Raw genomic sequence first — 14233 nt, 5'->3', positions numbered from 1 at the left:
CGCAAGCTCATTGAACCTGCGGCTTTTTTGTTATTCGAACAACCGAACTCAGCTGTGCGCTTTGATGTAATCCACAGCGGACTGGACGGTGCTGATTTTCTCAGCTTCTTCGTCCGGAATTTCGGTTTCAAATTCTTCTTCCAGGGCCATCACCAGCTCAACGGTGTCCAGGGAGTCTGCACCCAGATCTTCAACGAAGGACGCTTCTGATTTTACGTCTTCCGGCTTAACACCCAGTTGCTCAACGATGATTTTGTTTACGCGTTCTTCGATGCTGCTCATGATCGTATTACTCTCCTGATTAATGGTGTGCTAGCACCTGTCAGCGGCTATTCTAGGTGAACGCTGTTTGCGCTTGCAAGCCGACTGGACCGATGCCTTCCCTTGAAGTTTTTCCAAATATTTTCTTCTGCGAAAACAGTCAATTAGCCAGCTTTCCCAGAAACGTTCGGATGCCCATTTTTTGAGCTACCCGGTAAACATGCCCCCATTGACGTGCAAAGTGGTTCCGGTTACATAACCACCGCCATCACTGGCCAGCCAGGCGACTGCACTGGCAATCTCCGCCGGCTGCCCCAAACGCCCCAGGGGAATCCCCTGCAAAAGCGCCTCTTTCTGGGCTTCCGGCAAAGCCTCTGTCATATCCGTCTGAATAAAGCCCGGTGCAACAGAATTCACTGTGATATTACGTGAGCCAAGCTCGCGGGCCAACGCCCGTGAGAAACCTTCTACACCGCCTTTGGCGGCCGCATAGTTGGCTTGCCCGGCGTTGCCCATGGTACCGACCACCGAACTGATATTGATGATCCGGCCCCAACGCGCCTTGGTCATGCCTTTCAAGCATGCCTTGCTAACGCGATAAAGGGAATTCAGGTTGGTATTGATGACATCTTCCCACTCATCCTCCTTCATCCGGAGCATGATGTTGTCGCGGGTAATGCCGGCGTTATTCACCAGCACCAGAGGGGCACCAAATTCATCGTTGATGCTTTTGAGGGTCTCGTCCACTGACGCCTTGTCGGCCACGTTGAGCATTTTGCCCGCACCGTTTTCACCCAGCGCATCGCCAATGGCAGCCGCACCTTTTTCCGTGGTGGCTGTGCCAACAACAAAGAAGCCGTCAGCAATCAGCTGCTCAGCAATTGCCCGGCCAATGCCCCGGCTCGCGCCAGTAACCAACGCCACTCGTCTCTCTGACATTCTTATTCTCCTTGCAGAGCCGCCGTGAAAGCGGCTTCTGTTTCCAGCGGGCGCGCCGCCATATCGCGATCAATGCGCTTTACCAGTCCAGACAGCACCTTGCCCGGGCCACACTCGTAGAGATGCCCCACGCCCTGTTCTTTCAGCGCCTGAATGGTTTCCACCCAACGCACCGGCGAATAAAGCTGGCGAATCAACGCATCGCGGATTTTCTCCGGATCCGTTTCCATGGCCACATCCACATTGTTGATAACCGGCATTTCCGCCGCGTGAAAACGTGTGCTGTTCAAGGTATCGGCCAGTTGCTCCGCCGCCGGTTTCATCAGCGCACAGTGGGAAGGCACGCTCACCGGCAGCGCCATGGCGCGTTTCGCTCCGGCCTCTTTACAGGCCGCAATCGCGCGCTCGACCGCGTCCACGGAACCGGCAATCACTACCTGTCCGGGCGCATTGAAGTTGACTGCCTCGACCACACCACCTTGCGCTGCTTGCGCACAGGCAGAACGAACCTGCTCATCATCCAGGCCCAGGATCGCGGCCATGCTGCCTTCACCTTGCCCCACCGCCTTCTGCATCAGCTGGCCACGGGTGCGGACCAACCGCACGGCGTCGCCCAGATTAATGACACCGGCACAGGTCAGCGCGCTGTATTCACCCAGGCTATGCCCGGCCAGTACATTCGGCCGCGGACCACCGCTTTGCTCCCACAGCCGCCACAAGGCAACGCCTGCGGTCAGCAGCAAGGGCTGGGTAATTTCGGTTTGGTTCAGTGCTTCTTTCGGTCCTTCCTGGGCCAACGCCCAGAGGTCCTGATCCAGTGCACCGGAGGCTTCCTGAAAGGTCTGCTTCACTGCCGGACGTTCGGCAAATTCACTCAGCATCCCCAGGCTCTGGGAGCCCTGACCGGGAAAAATAAAGGCTGTCTTCGACATTCAACATCCCCTTAAAAATAGGCAGGCCGCAGTATGCCGGCTTTCGCTTTCGCTGTCCGGTCGGGCCTGAAACAAAGTATGAACAGCATCGCGGCCAGCTGACCCCGACGCAGATTTCAGTCGGCGCTGGCCTGACTCAGTGCATCACTGATCAGTGAGGGCACATTGCGTCGCGCCTCCAGTTGAGCTACCTCCAACGCGCAGGCGAAGCCTTCCTTGCTGGTGCCACCATGGCTTTTCACCACCACCCCACGCAGGCCGACCAGGCTGGCGCCATTGTAGTGGTCCGGGTCCATGCGTTTTTTCAGGCCCACCAGAACCGGCAAGGCAAACAGGCCACACAATTTGCGCAACCAGGATTGCTTGATCTCTTCACGCAGCATGTTGCCGATCATTTTCGCCACGCCTTCCATGGTTTTCAGCGACACGTTGCCGACAAAACCATCACAGACCACCACATCCGCTTCGCCGGCAAAAATGCCATTCCCTTCCACAAAGCCCACATAGTTCAGGTCATCGGCTTCGCGTAACAGGCCCGCCGCTTCCTTGATCTGTTCGTTGCCCTTGATATCTTCCTCACCGATGTTGAGCAGCGCCACCCGGGGCTGCTCAACACCATCCACCGCACGCACAACCGCCTGCCCCATCAGGGCAAACTGCAGCAAATGAGCGGGCTCGGAATCCACATTGGCGCCCAGATCAAGCATGTGACAGTGGCCGCTGGCCGTGGGGATAGCCGTACAAATGGCAGGCCGGTCCACCCCTGGCAGGGTTTTCAGCACAAAGCGGCTCACCGCCATCAGGGCGCCGGTATTACCGGCACTGACCGCTGCCTGGGCGCGCCCTTCCTTGACCATATTGATAGCCACACGCATGGAGGAATCTTTTTTCTGCCGCAGGGCCACGGCAACCGGGTCGTCCATGGCCACCACTTGAGAGGCAGGCTGGACGGTAATACGGGGGTGGTCAGCGATGCTGGCCTGGGACAAGGCATCGGCCAGGGGTTCAGGCTGACCGACCAGAATGATGTGCATGTGCGCATGGCGAGACAGCATGGCTGCCACGGCGGGCACTGTTACGGACAAGCCGTGATCACCCCCCATGGCATCCACTGCTAGCGTCACAACCGGCATGGGCTGCTTCCTTTATTCAAATTTGGAGGCATTCTGACAAAAATCATTCGGCGGCGACATGTTCCCGCCTTCAATCACAAATCCACTTACAAAAAATCCTCCCGAAGGAGGATTTAAGTGTGCCACGAAAGCCTGGTCTTTACTGCACAGGGGCAGCACGAGACCAGGCCGGCACAAAAAACGGGAGCCGCAGCTCCCGTTTTCGCACAACTTATTCGTCGTCAGATTCACCCTGACTGATCACCTGACGGCCACGGTACATGCCGTCCGGAGAAATGTGGTGACGACGATGCACTTCACCAGTATTGGTGTCTTCAGTCAGCGCAGCAGCGGGCAGCGCGTCGTGAGAGCGGCGCATGCCGCGCTTGGAACGGGTTTTACGGTTCTTTTGAACAGCCATTTCGAGCTCCTCGGGCGTTTATTCAGCCTGAATTTACTTGCCTTGACCTTTTAATTTGGCCAGCACGGCAAAAGGATTATCCGCGTTTTCGTGTTTCTCAGGTTCACCGCGGTCCTGCGGTAAAGCTGTCGGGCAAGGGTCATGCAGAGCCACCAGTGGCATGGCCAGCAACAGCTCCTCTTCGATCAGATCGGTGAGAACCATGCGTTCTTCGCCAACCAACCAAGGGTCCAGTCGCCCCGGCAATGCCTTGGCCTGATCCTCATTCCACACCAGCGCCACGTCGATATGGGCGGTAACGGAATAACTCACGGGCTCCAGGCAGCGCTGACATGGCAGCACCAATACGGTGCTAACCTCGCCCTCGATACGCCGATGCCCCTCATCATCACGATCGAATGCCAGCGATATTGCTACTGGCTGGTCCAGACTTTCGCGGTATTCCTGCAGGCGAGGCAGGTCTCCAACGGTAAGCTGGCCTTCAACGATGCGACCTTGATCCGCATATTTGCGAGGATCGAGGAACTGTGGCAGTTGCCCTGAAAACATAAGCGCGCAATTCTAGGGCCGTGAGGCCCTGCTGTCAAAGTTAATGTGAGGCACTAAGCGCCTGAGTCAACAGGGTTTTTCGTGCGTCATGAAAAAATAATCCTTACACTTGCCCCCGCAACGCGCGGAGACCCCCATGACTGACCAGACACCTACCCTGTTACTCGCCTCTTCATCGCCGTTTCGGCGCCAGTTATTGGACAAGCTGAAGCTGGATTTTATCCACCAAAGTCCGGATATCGATGAATCCCGGCATGAGGATGAAAGCCCTACCGCCCTGGTAATGCGCCTGGCCCGGGAAAAAGCCCTGGCGCTGGCCGACCAGCATCCGGACACCCTGATTATCGGCTCCGATCAGGTCGCCGTGATCGGCGATCAGGTCCTGGGCAAGCCCGGCGACCGGGACACCGCCATTCGCCAGCTCAGCGCCGCCAGCGGTCAGCGGGTATCTTTTCTTACCGGCCTTTGCCTGCTCAATACCGCCACCGGCCGCAGCCAGGTGGCCTGTGACCCGTTTCATGTGCAGTTCCGCACCCTGAAACCGGCGCAGATTGAACGCTACGTAGATACCGAACAGCCACTGAACTGTGCCGGCAGCTTCAAATCCGAAGGGCTGGGCATTGTACTGTTCAAGGCACTGGAAGGACGCGACCCGAATACACTGGTGGGCCTGCCATTGATCGTGCTAACAGAATTTCTGGCCGCCGAAGGGCTTCAGCTGCCTATATAAAAGGAAAGAGGCGAGTTCCGAGCACTATCTCTTTCTCGGAACTCGCCTCTTCTAGCTTCTAGCTTCTAGCTTCTAGCTTCTCGTAGCTCGTAGCTCGTAGCTATATATGATCAACGAATCACCGGCGAGGCGCTCAGACCCAACTGGGCCGCCATGCCTTCACCAATGGACACACCAAAACGGCGAATAAACTCTTCCATGGGCGAACGGCTGGAGCTGTAATTCAGCATTTCTTCCTGACCGGCCACCTCACGGATCACCTGCCCCGGGCTCATCAGGCCGTCAATCAGCCCCAGATCCAGTGCCCGCTCACCGGTCCAGAACAAACCCGAGAACAGTTCCGGGTGGCTATCCACTTTCAGGCGATCGCCGCGCCCTTCTTTCACTGCAGTAATAAACTGCTGGTGAATATCATCCAGCATGGTCTGTACATGTTTGCGATGGGCGGGCTGAATCGGCGAGAACGGGTCCATCAGGTCCTTGTTTTCGCCGGCGGTGAGCACACGACGCTCCACACCCAACTTGTCGGCAGCCTGCTCCAGCCCGAACCCGGCCATGATTACACCGATGGAGCCGACGATACTGGCCGGATCTGCATAGATTTCATCCGCCGCGGAAGCGATAAAGTAGGCCCCGGAGGCGCCCACATCGGTAATGGCCGCATACACTTTCTTGTCCGGGTACTCGGCCCGCAGCCGCTTGATGGCGTTGTACACCTGGTTTGATTGCACCGGCGAGCCACCCGGGCTGTTGATCTTCAACAGTACGGCAGTGGTATTTTCTGCTTCAAACGCCCGCGTCAGGCCGGTAACGATCAAGTCTGCACTGGCATCCTGATCCGGCGCGATTACGCCGTTTACGTCAACAATCCCCACGTGCTCTTCCGCCATGGTCACCGCAGAACCGGTTTTGCCCGGAATCACCATCACCAATAGGGTAAACAGGTATATAAAGGTCAGCGCCTTGAAAAAGATGCCCCAACGGCGGGACTTGCGCTGTTCATCCTGGGCCTGACCCAGCAATTTCTCGATCAGCTTCCATTCCCGCTCATTCTGCGGGGGCTGGGAAGATGGCTGATTTTCCATAGTCACACACTCTCCATTACAAATTCAGACGCCGCCAAACCCACCAGCGGCAGCAAATGGTCCAATCGGTCTATCACCGCCAAAGGCTCGCACGGGAGCAATTGCTCAACCGGGTGGGCGCCATAACTCACGCCAATACGGTCCACCCCGGCAGCACGGGCCATTTCCAGATCGAATGTAGTATCGCCCACCACCACGGCCCGCTCTGGCGGCACAGCCATGGTCTCCAGCAACTCCAGCACCATGGCAGGATGCGGCTTGGACTGGCTTTCATCGGCACACCGGGAGGCATGAAAATAACGGTCCAGACAGGTATTCCCCCACACCCGCTGCAGCCCCTTGCGGCTCTTGCCAGTGGCCACCGCCAGCTTAAAGCCACTTTCGCGCAAGTGAGTCAGTACCTGTTCCGCCCCCGGATAAAGGGCGCTGGGGGTCTGCTCGGCGGCAATAAAGTGGAAAGCGTAACGATCACGCATGGCGACGATCCCTGCATCGTCCAGCTGTGGATAGAGCGTGGCGATGGCCTCCGGCAAACCCAGCCCGATGATACTGCATACCACCGGGTCAGCCAGGGAAGGCAGCTCCAGATCCAACGCCGCCAACTGCATGCAGCTGACAATGCGACCGGTGGAATCCATGACCGTGCCATCCCAGTCGAAAATCACCAGGTCATAAGGACGCGCATTATTCATCGCTGGCTCCTGAGGGCCGTCAGAATCGCCTCGTAATCGTCATCCAGTGGCGCGGTAACCGTCAGCCGCTTGCCCGTGTTCGGATGCACAAATACCAGGGTGCGGGCATGCAGACAAAGGCGGCGACGGCCAATTTCAGCCAACAACGCTTCTCCTTTGGCAATTCCGTATTTGTCATCCCCCAACAAGGGAAAACCGCCAAACTGGCTATGCACCCGAATCTGGTGGGTGCGACCGGTTTCCAGAGTGGCCTCCACCAATTGCGCCTGGGCAAACCGCTCGAGCAGACGATAATGAGTCACCGAGGGCTTGCCCTCACGGGAAACCCGCACGATACGCTCATTGCCATTCATCATTTTCAGCAAGGGCGCATCAAGAGTGCGCTCCTTGCCCTTGAAGCCCTGACACAGCAACCAGTAACGCTTCTCCACCTGGCCGCCCTGCATCAGGCGTTGCAGCTTGCGCAGAAACGAGCGCCGCCGGGCCACCATGATTAATCCACTGGTATCGCGGTCCAGCCGGTGCACCAGCTCCATTTCCTTTTCATCGGGATACATCACCCGCAGGGCCTCAATCAGCCCCAGGCTGACACCACTGCCACCATGCACCGCCAGGCCTGACGGCTTGTTGAAAATGAACAGCTGGTCATCCTCATAGACACAGGCCCGGCGCAAGCGCTCGGCCAACCCTTCGCTCACCGCCGGCGGCGCGGCGGATTCACTGGTACGAATGGGCGGAATACGCACCACATCACCACTGGCCAGGCGAGTGGTCTGCTTGGCGCGCCCCTTGTTAATGCGCACCTCACCGGAGCGAATAATCCGGTAAACACGGGATTTGGGCACCCCTTTAAGGTGGGTAAACAGGAAATTATCCAGGCGCTGACCGTGCCGGCCTTCATCAATGGTGACAAACGTCACCCGGTTCGCTGCGGGGGTATCTTCAGACATGGCGCGATTCTAAGCGTGATCGGCGGAAATGTCTGCATCTGGCGCGGGGAAGCTCAGCAATCTATCTGATTGATCCGGCTGGCCTTTTGTTGCTATAGTCAAGCGTCGACCTGAATAGGCAACGGCGACGCGCAGCGAACATTCGCCGTTCGGCCCTCTCCGGCTACAGCCGATGAAGACAGAGCCCGCCCCCAGGTCACAGAAAAAGCGTTAGGCCCACCTTCCACACGGGAAATACCCACACGGAACTGGGCACACGCTGCAGAAGACCCATTTACAGCGCCCGAAAAACGGGCCCTGAACATTAACGATGGTGGCCTGCAGCGCCGGTCAAACGACCTGGAAAACAGACAGACAAGAGTTTACACATTGCTGTGTGAGGATAACCACGGCAATCGCGTGAAGCATTACAGACTGGCCAACTGCCAGCATGATTACGCACTAAACATTGCACACAACTCGGAGAGCCGCTGACTCAGGCAACACGATCACCAAGGAAAGCGATCCACACGCCCAGCGTGCGCCCGACCCGTGACATGCCTGCCACAGCACTCCCCCTGGTCTGCTACCGGTTACACCCGGCCCTGCCCCATGCCACCACAAACTTGTGGTAGCACCATGAAACGTATGCTTATTAACGCCACTCATCCTGAAGAGGTTCGGGTGGCACTGGTCGACGGACAACGTCTGTATGACCTGGATATCGAACACCGCACACGGGAACAGAAAAAAGCCAACATCTACAAAGGCAAGATCACTCGGGTAGAACCTTCCCTGGAAGCCGCCTTTGTCGACTTTGGTGCCGAGCGCCATGGCTTTCTTCCCCTCAAGGAAATTTCCCGCCAGTACTTCCAGAAAGACCCCAAGGACATCCAGGGTCGCATCAACATCAAGGAAGTCATCAAGGAAGGTCAGGAAGTCATCGTTCAGGTGGCCAAGGAAGAGCGCGGCAATAAAGGCGCCGCCCTCACCACCTTTATCAGCCTGGCTGGCCGTTACCTGGTCCTGATGCCCAACAACCCCCGCGCCGGCGGCATCTCCCGCCGCATCGAAGGGGAAGAACGGGCGCAGCTGAAAGAAGCGCTTGGCGCCTTGACCATTCCCGACGAAATGGGCGTCATCGTGCGCACCGCCGGGCTGGGCCGCAGCGCTGAAGAGCTGCAGTGGGACCTGAACTATCTGCTGAAGCTGTGGACCTCCATCGATGAGGCTTCCCAGGACCGCAAGGCGCCTTTCCTGATCTATCAGGAATCCAACGTCATCATTCGTGCCATCCGTGATTACCTGCGCAAGGATATCGGCGAAGTCCTGATCGACTCCAAGAAAGTCTACGACGAAGCCCAGGGCTTTGTTCAACAGGTCATGCAGGACTTCCAGCACAAGATCAAACTGTACGACGACGAGACCCCGCTGTTCTCCCGTTTCCAGATTGAGTCGCAAATCGAAACCGCCTTCGAGCGGGAAGTGAAGCTGCCTTCCGGTGGCTCCATCGTGATCGATCCGACAGAAGCGCTGGTCTCCATCGACATCAACTCCTCCCGTGCCACCAAGGGTGCGGATATCGAAGAGACCGCCCTGCAGACCAACCTGGAAGCCGCAGAGGAAATTTCCCGACAGCTGCGCCTGCGGGATATCGGCGGCCTGATCGTGGTGGATTTCATCGACATGGGCCCGGCACGCAATCAGCGTGACGTGGAAAACCGCATGCGCGATGCGCTGGAAGCGGACCGCGCTCGCATCCAGCTGGGTCGCATCTCCCGCTTCGGCCTGCTGGAACTGTCCCGTCAGCGCCTGCGCCCCAGTCTTGGGGAAACCTCCAGCATTGTTTGCCCACGCTGCGATGGCCAGGGCCACATCCGTGACGTGAAATCCCTGGCGCTGAGCATCCTTCGTCTTATCGAAGAAGAAGTGATGAAAGAGCGCACCGGCGAGATCCAGGCACAGGTGCCGGTGGCCGTGGCCACCTACCTGCTCAATGAAAAGCGCGATCCCCTGCGTGCCATTGAGAAGAACCACAACGTCCGCGTGGTGATCATCCCCAACCAGAACCTGGACACGCCTCACTTCGAAGTGGAGCGCATCCGTGATGACCAGACCAGCACCCAGTTGAGCCATGAGATGGACCTGCTGGAAGGCAACAAGGATGCGGATATCGCCTCCGCCCAGGACACGGAAATCAAGACCCAGGAACCGGCCGTCAAACTGATGGCACCGGACACCGCCCCGCCGCCGCCCAAACCCGCGGCTGCCGCACCGACGCCACAGGTCCAAAACCTGGGTCTGCTGGCACGTCTGTTCTCCTGGCTCGCCCAGGTCTTTACCGCTGAGCCCAAGCCGGCCAAGGCAAAGAAAGAACAGCCCCAGCGCAAAGGCGATAACAAGCAGCGCCAGCAGCAGAACAGCCGTGGCGGCCGGGGTGGCAACTCCCGTAACCGTAACGACAACCGCAACAACGATAACCGCGGCAAGAACGACAACCGCAACAAACGTGATGGCGGCAAAGGTGGCGATAACGACAATCGCAATAACCGCAACAAACGTCAGAACGACAAGGACGGCGGTCGCAAGAATGACAACCGTCAGGCGGACAATCGCTCTTCCGACAATCGTGACAACCGTGGCGACAACAAGGACGACGGCAACCGTAACGAACGCCGTGGTCGCAACGACAACCGTCGCAACAACCGCAACAACGACAACCGTGGCGACGGTCGTAACGACAACAAGCCCGACAACAAGGCAAATGACGGCGGCAAGCCGCGCAACAACCGCAAGCCGGACAACGCTGCTGACAACGCCGAGAGCAAAGGTAGCGACAAGGGCCCGAAAGCCCCGCGCCGCACCGATGCCAAGGACGATCGTCCGCTACGCGAACGCCAGCGTCCTGGCAAAGGGGAAAACAATAGCGACGGCAAGAATGCGGTAGCTGAAGCCTCTGCGGACAAACCGCAGCGCAACAATGCGCCCAAACCGGCCCGTCCTCGCAACGACCAGCCCGCGCCCGTGGATGACGAAGGTCACCCGCCTGCCAAGCTGGTTCCGGCTCAGGAGCCGTCTGCGCAAGCGAAGGCCGACGATCAGGCTAAAAAAGAGGTAGCCGACAAGGCTGCTCAGGCCGAGCAACAGCCGGCGGCCAGCAAGCCACAAGTCGCAGCTGAACCGAAGCAGGAACAGACCGCTGCTCCGGCCCAGCCGCAGCAACCTGCTGCCGAGCAGCAATCTGCCGCCCAGGCCCCGGCCGCGCAAAACACCGCCGCACCGAAAGCCCAGGACGACAAGCCGGCCGCCGCTCAGCCGGCAACCAGCAACAGCGATACGGCTACCGCTGCTCCGGCGCAGGAAAAGCCGGAGGCCGATAGCCAGCCGCAGCAGCCCAAGGCTGACGCCCCGAAAACCGCCGATGCCGAAAAAGCGGCGCAACCCGCTCCACAAGCGGAAGCCGCCAAAGACGCTCCGACAGCGCCGGCAGCAGCTCAGCCAGAAGCGGCCAAACCAGCTGAGGCGCCAGCGCCGACCAAACCGGTAGAGGAAAAGCAGGCAGAGAAAGCGGTAGAGGCCGAGGCTCCCAAGGCAGAAGTCCCCGCCGCCGAGCCAGCAGCTCCAAGCCGGGCCAGCAATGATCCGCGCTCCCCGGGCTACAAACCGACCCCGGCAGCCCCGGCGCCAAAGGCGGAAGAAAAGCCCAAGCCGGCACCGGCCAGCAATGAGTTGCCCAGCCGTGCCACGGAAGTGAAAGCAGTCAAAGCCGAAGCCAAGCCCGCTGCTGCCGAGCAGGGCCGCGCCAGCAACGACCCACGCCAGCGCCGCCGTGAGCAGCTCGCTGCCCAGGAAGCGGCTGCCAAGGCGCAACAAGCGGAATCGTCCTCGGAAGACTGAGGACATTCCAGCCACAAAAAAGCCCGCTTCGTGCGGGCTTTTTTGTGGCTTATGGTTCTTCACGGATTAAAGCGAACAACACGCTTCTCGCCGTCTGAAGGGTTTATCGCGAATAAACGCTCGACGCCGGATGCCTGACGTAATCCCCCTTAGCCTGAACAGCTGTCGTTATTGCGGTATCTCTTTTGAGAGGTATTTTTGAGGGTTTCTTTGAGGGTTTCTTTGAGGAATTTTGTCAGGGCCATCATTCAGACAATAATCGGGTATTGCTCCAGCTACATGCTGAAATCAATTGTGGCCATGGGTCTCATGCACCCCATCCGTCTATGGGGGCTCTGGGGCTCCTGGCTATGGTAACAGCACCGGCTCCTGCTCCAACGACACACCAAACGTCGCCTGCACGTCAGCGCACACCGCTTCTGCCAACGCCACCACATCCGCACTGGTGGCACCGCCATGATTGACCAGCACCAGCGCCTGTTCGCTATGCATACCAACAGGGCCCAACCGCTTACCCTTCCAGCCGGCCTGCTCGATCAGCCACCCTGCTGCCAGTTTCACGCCATCCGCTTGTGCGTACGCCACCAAATCCGCAAAGCGCACCTTTAACGCATCACCCTGCTCTTTGGTTACGACCGGGTTTTTGAAAAAACTGCCCGCGTTAGCCAACACGGCAGGATCCGGCAGCTTACTCTGACGCACCGCAATCACATGCTCGCGAACCGCAGCGGGGGAAATATCCGCTTGCGACAAGTGGCCAAAGCGCGCCTTGAGCGGCCCATAGCTCACATTACACTGGGGTGTTTTATTCAGACGAAGCTCGATGCCGGTAATGATATAGCGGCCACGATCACCGCTTTTGAAACGACTGTCGCGGTAGGAAAATTCGCATTCATGGCCGGCAAAATGGTCTACCTGGGCGGTGACTACATCCATCACCGTCACCTGCTCCAGCACCTGGGACAACTCGACGCCATAGGCACCGATATTCTGAAAAGGTGCCGCCCCCGCCGTACCGGGAATCAAGGAAAGGTTTTCCAGCCCTTGCCAGCCCTGCTCAACGGTCCAGTCCACCAGATCATCCCAGTGCACGCCAGCACCGGCGGCCACCCAGACATGGGTGTCGTCTTCCTTCACCTGCGCCATGCCATCAATAGCCAGGCTCAGTGTCAGCCCCGGCAGATCAGAACGAATCACCAGGTTGCTGCCTTCACCGATCACGAAAAGCGGCTCTGCCGGATTACGCTCCGCCAGCACCTGTGACAATGCATCCAGCGTGGTCGGGCGGGCCAGACGATGGGCTCGTGCCGGCAGCCGCAGGGTATTGAGTGACGTCAGATCCGCATCACAGATCTGCTCGAACGAACCGGTCGGTGGCGCCGCCTGGCTCACAGTTGCTCCCGCACGCGGCTCAACAATCCTTCAGCGCCATCTTCAATCAAGTCCAGCACGGTATCGAATCCGTCTTCGCCGCCATAATAAGGGTCGGGCACTTCCCGCACCGAAGTGTGCTGTGCATAGTCCAGAAAACGGGCAAGAGTGCCCTGATACGATGCTGGTCGCATGGCCTTCAGATCCGCCAGGTTGGCGTCATCCATGGCCAGCACCCAATCAAAGTCCGCAAAATCCGCCGGGCTGACTTGCCGGGCGCGCAAGGACGCCATGGAATAGCCCCGCCGCAACGCCGCTTCCTGGGTACGGGGATCCGGCGCCTTGCCGATATGCCAATCGCCGGTTCCAACGCTATCAATACGAATACGATCTTCCAGGCCTGCAGCCTTCACCCGTTCACGAAAGACCACTTCAGCGGTGGGTGAACGGCAAATATTCCCCAGACAAACAAACAATACCGACACGCCCATCATTTGCCTCCCAGCTGCGCCCGCAGGCGATCAAGGTCCGCTTGGGTATCGACCCCACCGGGCACTGCCTCACAGGCAGGCTCCACGTGGATGGCCACGCCATTGGCCATGGCCCGTAGCTGCTCCAGAGATTCCAGCTTTTCCAGTGTGGCCGGCTGCCATTGCACATACTGATGCAAGAACGCTACCCGGTACGCGTAGATCCCGATATGCCGCCACCACTGCCCTGCGGACATATCCTGTTTGCCATCGGCAAAGGCATCACGGTGCCATGGCACCGGCGCCCGGGAAAAATACAGCGCCCTGCCCGAATCATCGAAAACCGCCTTCACCACATTGGGATTAAACAGGTCTTCCGCGCTTTCAATGGCTTCACACAGCGTTGCCATCTGGCAGTCCGGGTTCGCCGCCAGATTGTCCGCTACCTGATTGATCACCGCAGGAGGAATCAATGGCTCGTCACCCTGCACATTAACGATAATGTCATCGTCAGCCAGCGACAGTTTTGCAGCCACTTCCTGAAGACGATCCGTCCCGGAGGGGTGATCATCACGGGTCATGACCACCGGCACGGTATCACCCAGCACATCGGCAATGCGGGCATCGTCAGTGGCCACATAGACCTGATCAGCACCACTTTGCTGGCAGCGTTCCGCCACCCGCTCCACCATGGTTTTACCGGCAATGTCAGCCAACGGCTTGCCCGGCAAACGGGTAGACGCATACCGCGCCGGCACCACTACGTAAAAACTCATTCACTACCTCGAAAAAAATCAGGGCCGAAGTTGAAAGTGTAAAGTTCAAAGTTAAAACGCGAAAATGTT

At 58.5% G+C, this 14233-nt stretch carries 14 protein-coding genes; 2 read left to right on the top strand and 12 right to left on the bottom strand.

The window, feature by feature from the left end; translation table 11 throughout:
• Window positions 1-48 precede the first annotated feature (48 nt).
• From acpP to F1529_RS11325, 6 genes are all read right to left on the bottom strand, one after another.
• On the bottom strand, window positions 49-282 hold the full coding sequence (acpP, locus tag F1529_RS11350; protein ID WP_007149764.1) for an acyl carrier protein: 234 nt from the start codon (window positions 280-282) through the stop codon (window positions 49-51).
• Window positions 283-468: 186 nt separating this feature from the next.
• Entirely contained in the window at window positions 469-1200 is a 732-nt protein-coding gene (fabG, locus tag F1529_RS11345) for a 3-oxoacyl-ACP reductase FabG (protein ID WP_039925844.1), read from the bottom strand.
• A 2-nt stretch (window positions 1201-1202) separates the two neighbouring features.
• The gene (gene fabD / locus F1529_RS11340; RefSeq protein WP_155134790.1) at window positions 1203-2132 is read right to left on the bottom strand and encodes an ACP S-malonyltransferase; all 930 of its coding nucleotides are present in this window, start codon (window positions 2130-2132) and stop codon (window positions 1203-1205) included.
• Window positions 2133-2248: 116 nt separating this feature from the next.
• Window positions 2249-3265 (bottom strand): phosphate acyltransferase PlsX, encoded by a 1017-nt coding sequence (gene plsX, locus F1529_RS11335; protein WP_155134787.1) that lies wholly within the window; start codon window positions 3263-3265, stop codon window positions 2249-2251.
• Between the two features lie 211 nt (window positions 3266-3476).
• Complete coding sequence (gene rpmF / locus F1529_RS11330; RefSeq protein ID WP_007151009.1) at window positions 3477-3665, bottom strand: 50S ribosomal protein L32; 189 nt, start codon at window positions 3663-3665, stop codon at window positions 3477-3479.
• Between the two features lie 33 nt (window positions 3666-3698).
• Entirely contained in the window at window positions 3699-4214 is a 516-nt protein-coding gene (locus F1529_RS11325; RefSeq protein ID WP_007150431.1) for a DUF177 domain-containing protein, read from the bottom strand.
• A gap of 136 nt (window positions 4215-4350) precedes the next feature.
• Here F1529_RS11325 and F1529_RS11320 point away from each other — a divergent pair, with 136 nt between their 5' ends.
• Window positions 4351-4944: a nucleoside triphosphate pyrophosphatase gene (locus F1529_RS11320; RefSeq protein WP_155134784.1), complete on the top strand. Its 594-nt coding sequence runs from the start codon at window positions 4351-4353 to the stop codon at window positions 4942-4944.
• Window positions 4945-5054: 110 nt separating this feature from the next.
• Here F1529_RS11320 and sppA read toward each other — a convergent pair whose 3' ends face one another.
• The 3 genes from sppA to F1529_RS11305 are packed head-to-tail and all read right to left on the bottom strand — an operon-like array spanning window position 5055 to window position 7671.
• On the bottom strand, window positions 5055-6029 hold the full coding sequence (gene sppA / locus F1529_RS11315) for a signal peptide peptidase SppA (RefSeq protein ID WP_007150095.1): 975 nt from the start codon (window positions 6027-6029) through the stop codon (window positions 5055-5057).
• Between the two features lie 2 nt (window positions 6030-6031).
• Window positions 6032-6721, bottom strand: coding sequence for an HAD-IA family hydrolase (locus F1529_RS11310; RefSeq protein ID WP_155134781.1), 690 nt, complete (start codon window positions 6719-6721; stop codon window positions 6032-6034).
• Window positions 6718-7671 carry an RluA family pseudouridine synthase gene (locus tag F1529_RS11305; protein ID WP_007150845.1) on the bottom strand — a complete coding sequence of 318 codons (954 nt, stop codon included), beginning with the start codon at window positions 7669-7671 and terminating at the stop codon, window positions 6718-6720. The genes F1529_RS11310 and F1529_RS11305 overlap by 4 nt, the downstream gene beginning before the upstream one ends.
• A 618-nt stretch (window positions 7672-8289) precedes the next feature.
• Here F1529_RS11305 and rne point away from each other — a divergent pair.
• Window positions 8290-11547 carry a ribonuclease E gene (gene rne / locus F1529_RS11300; protein WP_155134778.1) on the top strand — a complete coding sequence of 1086 codons (3258 nt, stop codon included), beginning with the start codon at window positions 8290-8292 and terminating at the stop codon, window positions 11545-11547.
• A 348-nt stretch (window positions 11548-11895) separates the two neighbouring features.
• Here rne and murB read toward each other — a convergent pair whose 3' ends face one another.
• Genes murB through kdsB form a run of 3 tightly spaced genes read right to left on the bottom strand, consistent with a single transcriptional unit; the run spans window position 11896 to window position 14164 of the window.
• Entirely contained in the window at window positions 11896-12939 is a 1044-nt protein-coding gene (murB, locus tag F1529_RS11295; protein WP_370457005.1) for a UDP-N-acetylmuramate dehydrogenase, read from the bottom strand.
• Window positions 12936-13409 (bottom strand): low molecular weight protein-tyrosine-phosphatase, encoded by a 474-nt coding sequence (locus tag F1529_RS11290; RefSeq protein ID WP_083787435.1) that lies wholly within the window; start codon window positions 13407-13409, stop codon window positions 12936-12938. The genes murB and F1529_RS11290 overlap by 4 nt, the downstream gene beginning before the upstream one ends.
• On the bottom strand, window positions 13409-14164 hold the full coding sequence (gene kdsB, locus F1529_RS11285; protein ID WP_155134775.1) for a 3-deoxy-manno-octulosonate cytidylyltransferase: 756 nt from the start codon (window positions 14162-14164) through the stop codon (window positions 13409-13411). Before kdsB ends, F1529_RS11290 begins: the two co-directional genes overlap by 1 nt.
• Window positions 14165-14233: the final 69 nt, after the last annotated feature.

Source organism: Alcanivorax sp. VBW004, from assembly GCF_009718865.1.
Taxonomy (GTDB): domain Bacteria; phylum Pseudomonadota; class Gammaproteobacteria; order Pseudomonadales; family Alcanivoracaceae; genus Alcanivorax.
Note: the sequence above shows the minus strand (reverse complement) of the source record. Positions and strands in the feature narration are given on the sequence as shown.

Coding starts and splice junctions, on each gene's coding strand:
- sppA (WP_007150095.1), bottom strand. CDS start 6,029: ATGGAAAATCAGCCATCTTCCCAGCCCCCGCAGAATGAGCGGGAATGG.
- F1529_RS11320 (WP_155134784.1), top strand. CDS start 4,351: ATGACTGACCAGACACCTACCCTGTTACTCGCCTCTTCATCGCCGTTT.
- F1529_RS11310 (WP_155134781.1), bottom strand. CDS start 6,721: ATGAATAATGCGCGTCCTTATGACCTGGTGATTTTCGACTGGGATGGC.
- F1529_RS11325 (WP_007150431.1), bottom strand. CDS start 4,214: ATGTTTTCAGGGCAACTGCCACAGTTCCTCGATCCTCGCAAATATGCG.
- F1529_RS11305 (WP_007150845.1), bottom strand. CDS start 7,671: ATGTCTGAAGATACCCCCGCAGCGAACCGGGTGACGTTTGTCACCATT.
- acpP (WP_007149764.1), bottom strand. CDS start 282: ATGAGCAGCATCGAAGAACGCGTAAACAAAATCATCGTTGAGCAACTG.
- plsX (WP_155134787.1), bottom strand. CDS start 3,265: ATGCCGGTTGTGACGCTAGCAGTGGATGCCATGGGGGGTGATCACGGC.
- fabG (WP_039925844.1), bottom strand. CDS start 1,200: ATGTCAGAGAGACGAGTGGCGTTGGTTACTGGCGCGAGCCGGGGCATT.
- rne (WP_155134778.1), top strand. CDS start 8,290: ATGAAACGTATGCTTATTAACGCCACTCATCCTGAAGAGGTTCGGGTG.
- kdsB (WP_155134775.1), bottom strand. CDS start 14,164: ATGAGTTTTTACGTAGTGGTGCCGGCGCGGTATGCGTCTACCCGTTTG.
- F1529_RS11290 (WP_083787435.1), bottom strand. CDS start 13,409: ATGGGCGTGTCGGTATTGTTTGTTTGTCTGGGGAATATTTGCCGTTCA.
- fabD (WP_155134790.1), bottom strand. CDS start 2,132: ATGTCGAAGACAGCCTTTATTTTTCCCGGTCAGGGCTCCCAGAGCCTG.
- rpmF (WP_007151009.1), bottom strand. CDS start 3,665: ATGGCTGTTCAAAAGAACCGTAAAACCCGTTCCAAGCGCGGCATGCGC.